This is a genomic window from Streptomyces sp. NPDC107517 (assembly GCF_055582645.1).
This window is the reverse complement of sequence record NZ_JBVJPM010000017.1, coordinates 61,882-73,654: the sequence shown is the minus strand read 5'-3', so window position 1 is coordinate 73,654 and position 11,773 is coordinate 61,882. Positions and strand designations below refer to the sequence as shown.

The following is an 11,773-nucleotide window of genomic DNA, read 5'->3' as shown; positions in this document are numbered from 1 at the left end:
CTCTCTACGGCTGCGAGTTGTGGGGGTTTCCCCCGGTGAACAGGCGCATGCGCTCCAGGACCGCCTCCGCCGTGGGCTGCGGCATCTCGTCCACGAGGCGGCCGTCACCGAGGAAGAGCACCAGGTCGGAGTGGCCCGCCGCGCCGGGGTCGTGCGTCACCATCACGACGGTCTGCCCGAGCTCGTCCACCGCCTCGCGCAGAAACCCGAGGACCTCCAGGCCCGCGCGCGAGTCCAGGTTCCCCGTCGGCTCGTCCGCGAAGATCAGTTCCGGCCGCGACGCGAGGGCCCTGGCGCAGGCCACCCGCTGCTGCTGCCCTCCGGAGAGCTGCGCGGGACGGTGCTTGAGCCGGTCACCCAGGCCCAGCGTGTCGATGACCTGTTTCAGCCACTCCGCGTCCGGGGTGCGGCCCGCGATGTCCATCGGCAACGTGATGTTCTCCGCCGCGTTCAGCGTCGGAATGAGGTTGAACGACTGGAACATGAAGCCGATCCGGTCGCGCCGCAGCCGCGTCAGCTCCTTGTCGCGCAGGCCCGTGATCTCGGTGCCCCCGAGCCACACCTGCCCCGCGGAGACCGAGTCGAGCCCGGCCAGGCAGTGCATCAGTGTGGACTTGCCCGACCCCGAGGGGCCCATGACCGCGGTGAACCGGCCGCGCGCGATGTCCACATCGACCGAGTCGAGCGCGAGGACCGCGGTCTCGCCGGACCCGTACGCCTTGGTCAGGCCGCGGGCGCGCGCGGCGACGTCGCCCGCCTCCGTCAGGCCGTAGGGCTGTTCTGCTGCCGCTGTGGACAAGGCCGCCTCCTGGATCCCGCCGTCGTCCTGGCCGTCACGACTCCCGTGTCGCGTACGAGGGTAGTGGGGCGCGTCACACCCGCGGTATCCCTCCGAGGTCGGGCTCCCGATACGCGTGTAAGGGACACCTTCGGTGTCTCCTTGCCGGTGCTAGCGCGTCGGCGCTAGCGTGAAGTCATGGCGAAGACTCAGCTGAACGTACGGGTGGACGAGGACACCGCCCGAGCCGCGCGCGAGCGTGCGCTCGCGCGCGGCGTGAGTGTGAACCGGTACATCGAGGAGCTGGTCAGACAGGACGCGGGCGAGCTCGGCCGGACGTTCGTCGAGGCAGCCGCCGACTTCATGAAGCAGTACGAATCCGTGTTCGCCGAGGAATTCGGCGCGGAGCGCGAAGGCCGACGCTGAGCACTTGAGCGAATCGAAGAACGTGCGCATCGACCTGGCCTGGCTTCTCATGATCGCCGAACAGAAGACCCCCGGAGACCCTCAGGTGACCGACTGGGGCGCGCTCGTAGCCGCCGTCAGCCGGCACGAGGCGGAGATATTCGGGACCGCCGTCTACGACAGCCCGCACGCGCGGGCCGCCGCACTGCTCCAGCTGCTTCTCCACGTCCCGGCCCTCGAACGCTCGAACGCCATGTTCGCGTCGGCCGTCGCCTACGCCTATCTCGTCGCCAGCGGCTTCAAGGTCGCCACGTCGCCCGACCAGGTCAGGGAACTGGCCCGCCTGGTCAAGGACGGCGGGGCGACCGTGCACGACATCGCGGAGGAACTCCGCAGATGGACCCTGTGAGCCGCTCGGCGCCGTCCGGGGCTACCCGGCGACGCTCGCGGCGAAGGCCGTCGCGTCCCATGTTCCGTCCAGCTCCGGTGCCAGCCAACTCGGCGCGGATGCACGGAAGTCGGGATGTGTACCCGCTCCTTCGGGAATCGCGCCGAGGAGCTTCGTACCCGAGACCTCCGGGAAGTCCGCGAGATTGCAGCGGGTCGCGAGGTCGGGGCGCTCCGGCCAGCTGCCGACGACGACGCCGAGCGGCGTCAGGTCACGGGCGCGCAGTGCCTCCGTCGTCAGGGCCGTCGAGTTGAGCGTGCCGAGCCCCGCCGCCGCGACGACGAGAACCGGCGCTCCGAGCTGCCTGGCGGCGTCCGCGAGGGTGCCCCCGTCCGCGTCGAAGCGCACGAGCAGGCCGCCCGCGCCCTCGACCAGGACGAGGTCGTGGTCCGTGGCCAGTTTCGCCGCCGCGTCGGCCACCTCGTGCGGGCGCACCGGGGGGAGGCCGGCGCGCAGCGCGGCCGTCGCGGGCGCCAACGGCTCGGGGTACCGCGCCAGTTCGACGGCCGTCACCCCGCCGCCGACCAGACGCGTCACCTCGTCCGCGTCCCCGCACTCACCGGGTCCGACCCCGGTCTGAGCCGGCTTCAGGACGGCCACCGACCGCCCCGCGGCCAGCGCAGCGGCCGCCACGGCCGCCGTCGTGACCGTCTTGCCGATCTCGGTTCCGGTCCCCGTGACCACCAGTACCGTCATGCCGTTCAGCCCTCCCGCGCCGCCGCGCACACCGCGCGGCCGATCCGTGCCAGATCCTCGTCCCCCGTGATGTACGGGGGCATCGTGTACACGAGGTCGCGGAACGGCCGCAGCCACACGCCCTCGCGCACCGCCGCCCGAGTGGCGGCCGCCATGTCGATCTCGTGGTCCAGCTGTACGACGCCGATCGCGCCGAGCACGCGCACGTCGCGCACCCCGGGCAACTCCGAGGCCGCGGCGAGCGACTCCCGCAGACCCGACTCGATCCGCTTGACCTCCGTGGCCCAGTCCTGCCCGAGCAGGAGGTCGATCGAGGCGCAGGCCACCGCGGCGGCGAGCGGGTTCCCCATGAACGTGGGCCCGTGCGCGAGCACCGGCACCTCGCCGCGCGAGATCCCTTCCGCCACGCGCGCCGTGCACAGCGTCGCTGCCAGCGTCATGTAGCCGCCGGTCAGCGCCTTGCCGACACACATCACATCGGGTGTCACCGACGCGTGCTCCGCGGCGAACAGCGCCCCGGTCCGCCCGAACCCGGTGGCGATCTCGTCGAACACGAGGAGCACGTCGTGCGCGTCGCAGGCCTCGCGCAGGACCCGCAGATACGCGGGGGAGTGGAAGCGCATCCCGCCCGCGCCCTGGACCACGGGTTCCACGATCACGGCCGCCAGCTCATGGGCATGACGCCCGATCAGCTCGTGCAAATGATCCGCGTAGGCCTCCTCGTACGCGGCCGGCGGGGCATCGGCGAACACGTGCTGCGGCAGCGCACCCGACCACAGCTCGTGCATACCGCCCTCGGGGTCGCAGACCGCCATCGGCTGCCAGGTGTCGCCGTGGTAGCCACCGCGCCAGGTCAGCAGGCGGCGCTTCTCCGGCCGCCCGAGGGAGCGCCAGTGCTGGAGGCACATCTTGATCGCGACCTCGACGGACACGGAGCCCGAGTCGGCGAGGAACACATGCTCCAGACCTTCGGGCGACATGTCGACAAGGCGCTTCGCGAGCCCGACGGCGGGCTCGTGCGTGAGCCCGCCGAACATGACGTGGCTCATCCGGCCGAGCTGGTCGCGCACCGCCTCGTTGAGCACGGGGTGGTTGTAGCCGTGGACAGCCGACCACCAGGACGACATCCCGTCGACCAGCTCGGTACCCTCACCGACCCCATCGCCCCCGCCGCCGAGCCGGAGCCGCACCCCGGCCGCCGACTCGACGACGAGCGGCTCCTGCCGCCCCGGCATCGGACCGTACGGATGCCAGACGTGCCGCCGGTCGAGGTCGAGCAGCTCCGCCACGGGCAGCCCCGACACCGGCAGTACCGGCCCCTCAGGCATTGGGCGCGAGATCCGTACCGGCACCCCGGCGGCGTACGGCGACGAGGTCCGTACGTGCCTCGGGGACCTCGGCGACCGGGGACTCCGCAGCGTCTTCGTGCGAGCCGCAGCCCCCTTCCTCATGGGAGCCGCAGCCACCGCCGGAACCGCAGGCCGAGCCCGCGCCGGAACCGCAGGCCGCCTCGGCCCCGGAACCGCAGGGCCCGCCCCGGTGTTCGGGCAGCGTCACCTGGTCGGTGCCCTCGACCTCGAACCCGGCGTCCGTGATCATGTCCAGGTCCGCCTTGCCCGCCTGGCCCTCACTCGTCAGGTAGTCGCCGAGGAAGATGGAGTTGGCGAGGTGGAGCGCCAGCGGCTGCATCGAGCGCAGGTGCACCTCGCGCCCGCCCGCGATCCGCACCTCGACGTCGGGGCAGACGAAGCGGACCATCGCGAGGATCCGCAGGCAGCGCTGCGGCGTCAGGTTCCACTCCTTGGCGAGGGGCGTGCCCTCGAAGGGGATGAGGAAGTTGACCGGCACCGAGTCCGGGTCGAGTTCGCGCAGGGAGTAGACGACGTCGACCAGGTCCTCGTCGCTCTCGCCCATGCCCGCGATGAGACCGGAGCAGGCGGACAGACCGGCCGCGTGGGCCTTCTGCACCGTGTCGACGCGGTCCGCGTAGGTGTGCGTCGTCGTGATGTCGCCGTACGTGCTCTCGGAGGTGTTGAGGTTGTGGTTGTACGCGTCGGCGCCCGCGCCGCGCAGCCGTTCGGCCTGGCCCTCGGAGAGCAGACCGAGGCAGGCGCACACCTCGACGCCCTCGTTCTGCTCCTTGATCGCGCCGATGGTCTCCGACACGCGGTCGACGTCCCGGTCCGTCGGGCCGCGCCCGGACGCCACCAGACAGACCCGCTTCGCGCCGCCCGCGACACCGGCGGCCGCGGCCTTCGACGCCTCGTCGGGCTTCAGCCACGTGTACTTGAGGATCTCCGCCTTGGACCCGAGCCGCTGCGAGCAGTACGAGCAGTCCTCGGGGCACAGGCCCGACTTGAGGTTGACCAGATAGTTGAGTTTCACCCGCCGGCCGAACCACTGCCGCCGCACCTTGCCGGCCGCGGCCACCACATCGAGCAGTTCGTCGTCGGAAGTCGCCAGAACGGCGAGCGCTTCTTCACGGCTCGGCAGCTCGCGCCGCAGCCCCTTGTCCACCAGCGTGTTCAGCAGGTCCATGGCCCGATCCTGACCTACGTCCCCTGCTCAGGCCAAGGAGGCTTCGGACAACTCTGCCGGTTCGGCGTGTGGGTATTGCCACATCCTGGGTGGCTGGATGTCCCGCTAGTGTCTGTGCACTGCCTACAAAACTGTCTACAAAGCAGCAGCGGGCACGGGACAGCACACCCCACTCGAGAACCGGCCGCGACGTGGCCGTCGGAGGGACTCACATGGCGGGATCGCCGTTCGGCTGGATCGACGAGCAGGAGCGCGTGCGCCGCGGCGCCGGACTCGTCCGCACGCTGCGTCCCCGCCCCTCCGAGAGCCCGCTCCTCGATCTCGCGAGCAACGACTACCTCGGTCTCACCCGCCACCCCGAGATCACCAGGGGAGCGGCGGACGCGGCGCTGCGCTGGGGCGGCGGGGCCACCGGCTCGCGGCTCGTCACGGGCACCACGGAGCTGCACACCGAACTCGAGCGTGAACTGGCCGAGTTCTGCGGCTTCGAGGCGGCGCTCGTCCTGTCGTCCGGCTACGCTGCCAATCTCGCCGCCGTGACCGCGCTCGCCCCGCACGGTTCCCTGATCGTCTCGGACGCGAGCAATCACGCCTCCCTCATCGACGGCTGCCGGCTCGCCCGCGGCGCCGCGCAGGTCGTCCCGCACGCCGACCCGGACGCCGTACGTAAGGCCCTCGACACGCATCAGGGACAGGCGGTCGTCGTCAGCGACTCCGTCTTCTCGGTGGACGGAGATTCGGCCCCACTGGCCGAACTGGCTGGAGCTGCACGGGAGTTCGGGGCCGGCTTGATCGTCGACGACGCACACGGGCTCGGAGTGCTCGGTGACGGTGGCAGGGGGGCGCCGCAGGCTGCGGGGCTCTCGGGCGCCGACGACACCGTCGTCACCGTCACGCTGTCCAAGTCGTTCGGCAGCCAGGGCGGCGCCGTCCTCGGTCCCGCCCGGGTGATCGACCATCTCGTCAACACCGCACGGACGTTCATCTTCGACACGGGCCTCGCGCCCGCGGCGGCCGGCGCCGCCCTCGCGGCCCTGCGCCTGCTGCGCCGTGAGCCCGAGCGCGCCGAACGGGCGCGCGCCGTCGCCTCCTCACTGCACGAACTCCTCACGGCCGCCGGGCTCCAGGCCGTACGGCCGGACGCCGCCGTCGTCTCCGTGCGCGCGCCGTCGCCCGAAGAGGCCGTGCGCTGGGCGGCCGACTGCCGCGAAGCCGGCCTCGCCGTCGGCTGCTTCCGGCCGCCCTCCGTGCCGGACGGCATCTCGCGGCTGCGGCTGACCGCCCGCGCCGATCTGACCGACGATCAAATCGCCGAAGCCGTACGGGTGATCAGCCGCAACGCTCCCGACTCGGCTTTCACCGCAAGGAGTTGAGGAACCCCTCCCAGGCGGAGGGCGTGAACAGCAGGGCGGGTCCGGCCGTGCGCTTGGAATCGCGCACGGCGAGCAGTCCGGCCGAAGGTCCGCGGTGCAGCGGAGCGGTCTCGACACAGTTGTTCATTCCGGTGCTGCGGCTGCTTCGCCGCCATGGCGCGTCGTGCAGAGAGGTGCTGGGAACCGCGGCGGATGGTACGTACCGAGGCAGAGCTGACATGGTGCCTCCTTACGTGCGTTCACTGTCCGGAGGAGGATGCGCTCCGGCGATCCCGGCGATGAAATCCAGCGTGTCCCCGGGCGAAAGGGCGTGGATCCGAAGGGTGTCGAAGGCGTCCGTGTACGCCTTGAGGTCTTCTTTCCGTTCGAGGTAGAGGCTACTCGTCAAATGGTCGAGAACTACTACGTCCAGATCGGAAGTGTTCGGAAATGAGAACACAACGAAAGGGCCGGTTAGTCCGACATGCTCCCCCGCGGCGAACGGCAATACCTGTAGCCGCACATGAGGAAGCTTCGCCACGGCCGCGAGATGGCGCAGCTGCTCCGCCATCACCCGGGGACCGCCCACGGGCCGCCGCAGCACCGCCTCGTCGAGTACCGCGCTGAGCCGCAGCGGCGACGCCGAACGCAGCACGTCCTGCCGGGCGATCCGCACCTCGACCAGGGCGTCGACCTGCCCCTCCGGCAGCCCGTCGAGCGCGGCCCTGGTCACCGCACGCGCGTAGTCGGGCGTCTGGAGGAGGCCCGGCACGACGGACGTCTCGACCGTCCTGACCCGGCACGCCTGCGACTCCAGGCTGATGAAGTCCCGGTAGGCGGGCGGCAGTAGACCCCGGTAGGCGTGCCACCAGTGCTGGCCGCCGTCGTCCCCCGACCCGGCCAGCGCGACCAGCAGATCCCGTATGCCGGGGTCCGTGACCTCGAACGCGTCGAGCAGGAGGCGTACGTCCGACGCCTTCACGCCGCTGCGGCCGGTCTCGATACGGCTCACTTTCGACTGGTGCCAGCCGACGAGCCGGGCCGTCTCGCCACTGGTGAGCCCCGCGCGGTCGCGCAGCGCGCGCAGCTCCGCGCCGAGCCTGCGGCGGCGCACCGCCGGACCGTGTTTCATTCTGTCTCCTCGGACCTGTGGCCCGGCTCCTTCCGGCCCGGCGGATCGTGTTCCGAGCCGACGGTAGAGGAAGTCGGCGGCGTACGCCCAAATGTGGTGCGCCGACGCAGAGTTCACCGCTTCGAGCGACAGATATATGCATATCTCGGGGGATCGGCTCCACCGGCGGAGCGGGAGTGGCACTCTGGCGCGAAGCACCAGTCCGGGGGTTGCCTCGAGTCATCCGCCATGTGTCGGATTCAGGCCCCGGCGAAAAAAGGGACGACGTCGCCATGGCAGATCACCAGGAAGCATCCGTCACTCTGCCGAGCGATCCTGCCTCGGTCTCCTCGGCCCGCACATATGTCGGCGACGTACTCGCCGAATGGGGCATGCCGCGCGACGCGGAAACGGCCGACACGGTCCGGCTCATCGTCTCCGAACTCGCCACGAACGCCGTGATGCACACCCGCGGGCAGTCGCCGGTCTTCACCGTCGACGTACAGCTGGAGCGCGACGAACACCTGCGTATCGGCGTCACGGACAGCCACCCGCGCCACCCGAAGCGGCTCCCGGCCGCCGTCCAGCAGGACAACGGGCGCGGCATGGTGATCATCCGCTGTCTGACGGCCGAGTGCGGCGGAAGCCTGTCGGTCAGGCCCACTCCCGAGGGCGGCAAGACCGTGTGGATCGCCCTGCCGTGGACGGTCCCTGTCCAGTCGCTGTGAAGGCCGGCGGTGGTGGCGCGGCTACGGGGACGGTGTGTCCGTCCCCTTCACCGCGCCCGCGTGAGTGAGCGCCGCACCAGACGCGGCAGCACGCCCCACAGGCCCGCACAGACCGTGAACGTGCCCGCCCCGGCCGCGATGCCCGCGGCCCGCCCCGCGGTGAAGTCCACGACGAGCAGCACGGACCCGGCCAGGGCAAGTGCCAGAACGCCCAGGCCGGCCGCGGCGAGCCACGAGGACATCCGCACGATCTGCGGCTTGGCACCCCGCCCGAACAGCGCGCGGTGCAGTGCCGCGGGCGCCGTGAACAGCGCGGCGGCGAGCACCGCGAGCAACAGCGTCGCGATGTACGTCGCGCGCTGCACGCCGTCCAGCGCCGGGAACCTGGGAGTGAACGCCAGCGTCAGCAGGAACGCGAAGAGGATCTGCACGCCCGTCTGCGTGACGCGCAGCTCCTGGAGCAGCTCGCCGAAGTTCCGGTCCGCGCGCTCCAGCGGCGTCTCGTGCCGGTCCTGCCCCACGCTCCTTGAGCCCGAGTTGCGTGGGGCGTCCTCGTCGCCGGCCGGTCGGTCCTCGTTCATACGACCACGAGTACCCCGTCGCGCGGCTCCGAGACGGCCGGGCAGGCGCGTACGCCCGGTGACGACGCCTGACGGGTCCCCGGGGTCCCCGAGGCCCCCGGGGACCTGTCAGGTGGCGCTACCGCACACGCCCGTACCAGACGCTCCTCGTCCAGATCCGCTCGAGCCGCACCACGGCACCGGTCTTCGGCGAGTGCCAGATCCTTCCCTTCCCGGCGTAGATGCCGACGTGGTAGACGCCGCGGCCCGAATGGAAGAAGACCAGGTCACCGCGTTTGCGATGGGACGCCGAGACATGGCGGGTCTTGTTGTACTGCTGGGCGGCGGTACGGGGCAGTTTCTTGCCCACACGCTTGAACGAGTAGACGGTCAGGCCCGAACAGTCGAACCTGTGCGGTCCTGTGGCGCCCCACTGGTAGGGGCTTCCTTTCCTTGAGGCCGCGATCTGGAGGGCCTTCGTCGCAGGTGGCGAGGCCTCCGCTTCGGGCGTGGCTCCTGGCACCAGCAGGCTGCCGCCCGCTACGGCGAGCGTGAGGGCCGAGGCGGTGCCGGCCCGGGTCAGCAGCGACGGGACACGATTGAGCGCAGTCATGCGCAACCCTTCGTCAGCCGCCTGTGAAGGATGACCTGTCGGATTCGGGCTGGCGAAGTTGCCCGGCCGCGAAGTGCGGCTTCACCCCAAGGGCCGGCCCGGAAAAAAGCTCCGGCGGCCCGTCGTGCTCGGGTCCTCCACTCCTGCCGATCCACTTCTGTCGACCTGGCATCCGTACGGCGGCAGGACTCGGCGTCCGCACGGACCGCCCCGCCGCGGCGGCGGGGGCTTGTCGTCGGAAGGGATCTTCACGCACAAACGTCGAGAACGCAGCGCCGAATCGGCGTTGTGTGAGTGTCCTCACGAGTGATCCATTCGGGTGGACAGCGCACTTTTCCACCCCGGCGCGGGGGTCCCAACGAGGCCCGCACCAGCAGCGGAAGGCGGAATTCCCGATTTGGCGTAGGCGTTCCGCGCAACTTTTCCGGTTCGCAAAACGGGTGCCGGCTACGCCGTATGTGGGTACCTCTTCTGGTCCGTTTCGACCTCGGCGCGGACGGTTCGGATCGATCGCTTCGGATTTGAACGGTCCGTCAATTGACCGACCCCGGCGGCACCGTGACCCGTTGTGTCCTCCTTTCTCCGTCCAGGACCCGCAAAGCGCGAGCCAGCGTCGTCGCGTGGAGCTCGGTCTCGCCCCGCTGATGCATGAGCGTCAGGGCGTCCCTGAGCGCCGTCGCCCCGCCGACGAGTGCTTGCGCGGCCCGCAGTCCGCCATATGTGCGGTCGCTCCTGGCCGGGTTGATCCTTCCGAGCAGGTCGACCACTTCCAGATAGCGGGCGAGGAGTTCGCACTCGGCGCGCGTCAGCGCGGGCAGCGGGGGCAGCTCGGGCGGCAGCATCGCCGGGTCACCTGGCGCCGTGGGCCGAACCGGACAGCTTGCGGTTCTCGATGACCCGGTCCACGAGTCCGTACTCCACGGCGTCCTGGGCCTGAAGGATCTTGTCCCGCTCGATGTCGGCGCCGATGCGCTCTCGGCTCTGCCCGGTGTGCAGCGCGAGCAGCTCCTCCAGCTGGGCGCGCATGCGCACCAGTTCACGGGCCTGGATCTCCAGGTCGCTCGGCCGGCCCTGTGCGGGCTCGGCCAGCCCCGGCTGATGGATCACCACGCGCGCGCCGGGCAGCATGGCCCGCTTCCCCGGCGTCCCGGCGGCCAGGAGTACGGCGGCGGCGGAGGCGGCCTGCCCGAGGCACACGGTCTCGACCTCGCAGCTGACGAACCGGATCGTGTCGTAGATCGCCGTCATCGCGCTGAACGAGCCGCCGGGGGAGTTGATGTACAGCGAGATGTCCCGGTCCGGCGCGGCGTACTCGAGGTGCATGAACTGCGCCATCACATCGTTCGCGGAGGTGTCGTCGATCGGTGTCCCCAGGAAGACGATCCGCTCCTCCAAGAGCTTGGAGTACGGATCGAGCGTGCGGTGCCCGGCCGAGGTGCGCTCGGTGAACTCGGGCAGGACGTAGCGGGCGGAAGGTCGGTACATGGCGCATGCCTCCGTGAGCGCGGGACTCTGTCGCTGCTTCTGTAAAAAATGTACAGGACGTACGGAAGGCGTAGGGCCAAGACTCCGAGAAACGCGAAGAAGGGGGCCGGCCCGCGCCCGATGCGCGTGGCCGGCCCCCTTTTCCGTGCTTCTGGGGCGGTGGCTACCGGTCTCCGTCGTCCGTCCGAGACAGGCGCAGCGCGAGGTGCTGAAGGAGGTCGGCGCTCTTGATGTCGGTCCTGCCCGAGTCATGCACCTCGGCGAGTTCGGAGAAGAGGAACGCGAATGCGCCCACCAGGGAGATCGTCACCGGCATCAGCGCCGCCACGGTCGCCTCCGCCGCCTCCTCCACGCTCGAATCCGCCGGGATCTCGATGGAGGGGAACGCCTCTGTCACCAGGCGCCCGAGCTGGGCGTCCTCGGTCTCGATGTCGGGCTCGGCGTCCTTGCTGAGCCTGCGCACCATTTCCTGGGTCTCGGTCAGGACGCCGATTGCGCGCAGGATGATCTCGCTCTGTTCCATGCGCGGAGCCTAGGCGGACGGTGCCCCGCCACGGGCGCTGTTCCGGGCGGGGCTTCGTCGGATCCGCGCAAGCAGCCATGCAGCACGAACAGTTGACACGTCGACGTTACGCGCAGCCACTGACAGCGGCGGCAGCCCCGAACCGTCCCGCTCGGACCGCCGCCCCACCTGCGGGTTGCCGCGCGGTCACGGACCGTGTCCGCGCCGGGGGGCCGGTCTAAGCTGGAGGACATGGCCTACGAGATTCCGGTGACGCAAGCCCGCGCTGAGCTCGCCGATCTGATCAACCGCGTCGTGTACGGCGGTGAACGCGTCGTCGTGACCCGGCACGGCAAGCCCCTCGTCGCGCTGGTCTCCGCCGCCGATCTCGAACGGCTCGAGGCCCTGGGGGAGCCGGCGGACGAGCACGTGATCAGCTCCGTCTCCGGCATCGGCCCGACCTCATCCACCGGCGGCGACCGCCACCGCTTCGGCATCGCCGCGGAGCACCGGGGGCCGGAGGTCAGGTAAGTCGGCAGGTCCGGGGGATCCGGCGG

At 70.7% G+C, this 11,773-nt stretch carries 16 protein-coding genes and 1 riboswitch; of the genes, 5 read left to right on the top strand and 11 right to left on the bottom strand.

From position 1 onward, the window contains the following. Nucleotides 1-4: 4 nt before the first annotated feature. Nucleotides 5-799 carry an ABC transporter ATP-binding protein gene (locus ACZ67T_RS31745; protein ID WP_469988462.1) on the bottom strand — a complete coding sequence of 265 codons (795 nt, stop codon included), beginning with the start codon at nt 797-799 and terminating at the stop codon, nt 5-7. A 177-nt stretch (nt 800-976) separates the two neighbouring features. Here ACZ67T_RS31745 and ACZ67T_RS31740 point away from each other — a divergent pair, with 177 nt between their 5' ends. Then, nucleotides 977-1,204 (top strand): toxin-antitoxin system HicB family antitoxin, encoded by a 228-nt coding sequence (locus ACZ67T_RS31740; protein ID WP_100597555.1) that lies wholly within the window; start codon nt 977-979, stop codon nt 1,202-1,204. A gap of 49 nt (nt 1,205-1,253) precedes the next feature. After that, complete coding sequence (locus tag ACZ67T_RS31735) at nt 1,254-1,592, top strand: fic family toxin-antitoxin system, toxin component (protein WP_469988626.1); 339 nt, start codon at nt 1,254-1,256, stop codon at nt 1,590-1,592. A 21-nt stretch (nt 1,593-1,613) separates the two neighbouring features. Here the strand turns inward: ACZ67T_RS31735 and bioD are convergent, their stop codons facing one another. Genes bioD through bioB form a run of 3 tightly spaced genes read right to left on the bottom strand, consistent with a single transcriptional unit; the run spans nt 1,614 to nt 4,865 of the window. Then, a complete protein-coding gene (gene bioD / locus ACZ67T_RS31730; RefSeq protein ID WP_469988461.1) occupies nt 1,614-2,327 on the bottom strand; it encodes a dethiobiotin synthase in 714 nt (237 codons plus the stop codon). A 5-nt stretch (nt 2,328-2,332) separates the two neighbouring features. Next, nucleotides 2,333-3,655 carry an adenosylmethionine--8-amino-7-oxononanoate transaminase gene (locus ACZ67T_RS31725; RefSeq protein ID WP_469988459.1) on the bottom strand — a complete coding sequence of 441 codons (1,323 nt, stop codon included), beginning with the start codon at nt 3,653-3,655 and terminating at the stop codon, nt 2,333-2,335. Further along, a complete protein-coding gene (gene bioB, locus ACZ67T_RS31720; RefSeq protein ID WP_389476838.1) occupies nt 3,648-4,865 on the bottom strand; it encodes a biotin synthase BioB in 1,218 nt (405 codons plus the stop codon). The genes ACZ67T_RS31725 and bioB overlap by 8 nt, the downstream gene beginning before the upstream one ends. 212 nt (nt 4,866-5,077) lie before the next feature. Here bioB and ACZ67T_RS31715 point away from each other — a divergent pair, with 212 nt between their 5' ends. Then, nucleotides 5,078-6,238 carry an 8-amino-7-oxononanoate synthase gene (locus ACZ67T_RS31715; RefSeq protein WP_469988457.1) on the top strand — a complete coding sequence of 387 codons (1,161 nt, stop codon included), beginning with the start codon at nt 5,078-5,080 and terminating at the stop codon, nt 6,236-6,238. Here the strand turns inward: ACZ67T_RS31715 and ACZ67T_RS31710 are convergent. After that, nucleotides 6,222-6,458, bottom strand: coding sequence for a DUF397 domain-containing protein (locus ACZ67T_RS31710; RefSeq protein ID WP_469988455.1), 237 nt, complete (start codon nt 6,456-6,458; stop codon nt 6,222-6,224). The two genes, ACZ67T_RS31715 and ACZ67T_RS31710, sit on opposite strands and share 17 nt — an antisense overlap. A 9-nt stretch (nt 6,459-6,467) precedes the next feature. Next, the gene (locus tag ACZ67T_RS31705) at nt 6,468-7,349 is read right to left on the bottom strand and encodes a helix-turn-helix domain-containing protein (protein WP_469988453.1); all 882 of its coding nucleotides are present in this window, start codon (nt 7,347-7,349) and stop codon (nt 6,468-6,470) included. Between the two features lie 272 nt (nt 7,350-7,621). On the opposite strand from ACZ67T_RS31705, the gene ACZ67T_RS31700 reads away from it, so the two are divergent. Further along, complete coding sequence (locus ACZ67T_RS31700) at nt 7,622-8,056, top strand: ATP-binding protein (RefSeq protein WP_469988452.1); 435 nt, start codon at nt 7,622-7,624, stop codon at nt 8,054-8,056. Nucleotides 8,057-8,103: 47 nt separating this feature from the next. Here ACZ67T_RS31700 and ACZ67T_RS31695 read toward each other — a convergent pair whose 3' ends face one another. The 5 genes from ACZ67T_RS31695 to ACZ67T_RS31675 form a co-directional block, all read right to left on the bottom strand. Further along, nucleotides 8,104-8,637: a DUF6328 family protein gene (locus ACZ67T_RS31695; RefSeq protein ID WP_469988450.1), complete on the bottom strand. Its 534-nt coding sequence runs from the start codon at nt 8,635-8,637 to the stop codon at nt 8,104-8,106. A 118-nt stretch (nt 8,638-8,755) separates the two neighbouring features. Continuing rightward, on the bottom strand, nt 8,756-9,229 hold the full coding sequence (locus tag ACZ67T_RS31690; RefSeq protein WP_469988449.1) for a C40 family peptidase: 474 nt from the start codon (nt 9,227-9,229) through the stop codon (nt 8,756-8,758). A gap of 3 nt (nt 9,230-9,232) precedes the next feature. Continuing rightward, nucleotides 9,233-9,410, bottom strand: a riboswitch (cyclic di-AMP (ydaO/yuaA leader). Nucleotides 9,411-9,762: 352 nt separating this feature from the next. After that, a complete protein-coding gene (locus ACZ67T_RS31685) occupies nt 9,763-10,071 on the bottom strand; it encodes a hypothetical protein (RefSeq protein WP_469988447.1) in 309 nt (102 codons plus the stop codon). Nucleotides 10,072-10,078: 7 nt separating this feature from the next. Beyond that, complete coding sequence (locus ACZ67T_RS31680; protein WP_469988445.1) at nt 10,079-10,714, bottom strand: ATP-dependent Clp protease proteolytic subunit; 636 nt, start codon at nt 10,712-10,714, stop codon at nt 10,079-10,081. Nucleotides 10,715-10,877: 163 nt separating this feature from the next. Next, complete coding sequence (locus tag ACZ67T_RS31675; RefSeq protein ID WP_469988443.1) at nt 10,878-11,237, bottom strand: hypothetical protein; 360 nt, start codon at nt 11,235-11,237, stop codon at nt 10,878-10,880. 231 nt (nt 11,238-11,468) lie between these two features. Here ACZ67T_RS31675 and ACZ67T_RS31670 point away from each other — a divergent pair, with 231 nt between their 5' ends. Then, complete coding sequence (locus tag ACZ67T_RS31670; protein WP_469988441.1) at nt 11,469-11,747, top strand: type II toxin-antitoxin system Phd/YefM family antitoxin; 279 nt, start codon at nt 11,469-11,471, stop codon at nt 11,745-11,747. Nucleotides 11,748-11,773 lie beyond the last annotated feature (26 nt).

Bases quoted from the DNA above. Each gene is read 5' to 3' on its own strand.
- ACZ67T_RS31740 (WP_100597555.1), top strand. From the start codon at position 977: ATGGCGAAGACTCAGCTGAACGTACGGGTGGACGAGGACACCGCCCGA.
- ACZ67T_RS31735 (WP_469988626.1), top strand. From the start codon at position 1,254: ATGATCGCCGAACAGAAGACCCCCGGAGACCCTCAGGTGACCGACTGG.
- bioD (WP_469988461.1), bottom strand. From the start codon at position 2,327: ATGACGGTACTGGTGGTCACGGGGACCGGAACCGAGATCGGCAAGACG.
- ACZ67T_RS31725 (WP_469988459.1), bottom strand. From the start codon at position 3,655: ATGCCTGAGGGGCCGGTACTGCCGGTGTCGGGGCTGCCCGTGGCGGAG.
- bioB (WP_389476838.1), bottom strand. From the start codon at position 4,865: ATGGACCTGCTGAACACGCTGGTGGACAAGGGGCTGCGGCGCGAGCTG.
- ACZ67T_RS31715 (WP_469988457.1), top strand. From the start codon at position 5,078: ATGGCGGGATCGCCGTTCGGCTGGATCGACGAGCAGGAGCGCGTGCGC.
- ACZ67T_RS31710 (WP_469988455.1), bottom strand. From the start codon at position 6,458: ATGTCAGCTCTGCCTCGGTACGTACCATCCGCCGCGGTTCCCAGCACC.
- ACZ67T_RS31705 (WP_469988453.1), bottom strand. From the start codon at position 7,349: ATGAAACACGGTCCGGCGGTGCGCCGCCGCAGGCTCGGCGCGGAGCTG.
- ACZ67T_RS31700 (WP_469988452.1), top strand. From the start codon at position 7,622: ATGGCAGATCACCAGGAAGCATCCGTCACTCTGCCGAGCGATCCTGCC.
- ACZ67T_RS31695 (WP_469988450.1), bottom strand. From the start codon at position 8,637: ATGAACGAGGACCGACCGGCCGGCGACGAGGACGCCCCACGCAACTCG.
- ACZ67T_RS31690 (WP_469988449.1), bottom strand. From the start codon at position 9,229: ATGACTGCGCTCAATCGTGTCCCGTCGCTGCTGACCCGGGCCGGCACC.
- ACZ67T_RS31685 (WP_469988447.1), bottom strand. From the start codon at position 10,071: ATGCTGCCGCCCGAGCTGCCCCCGCTGCCCGCGCTGACGCGCGCCGAG.
- ACZ67T_RS31680 (WP_469988445.1), bottom strand. From the start codon at position 10,714: ATGTACCGACCTTCCGCCCGCTACGTCCTGCCCGAGTTCACCGAGCGC.
- ACZ67T_RS31675 (WP_469988443.1), bottom strand. From the start codon at position 11,237: ATGGAACAGAGCGAGATCATCCTGCGCGCAATCGGCGTCCTGACCGAG.
- ACZ67T_RS31670 (WP_469988441.1), top strand. From the start codon at position 11,469: ATGGCCTACGAGATTCCGGTGACGCAAGCCCGCGCTGAGCTCGCCGAT.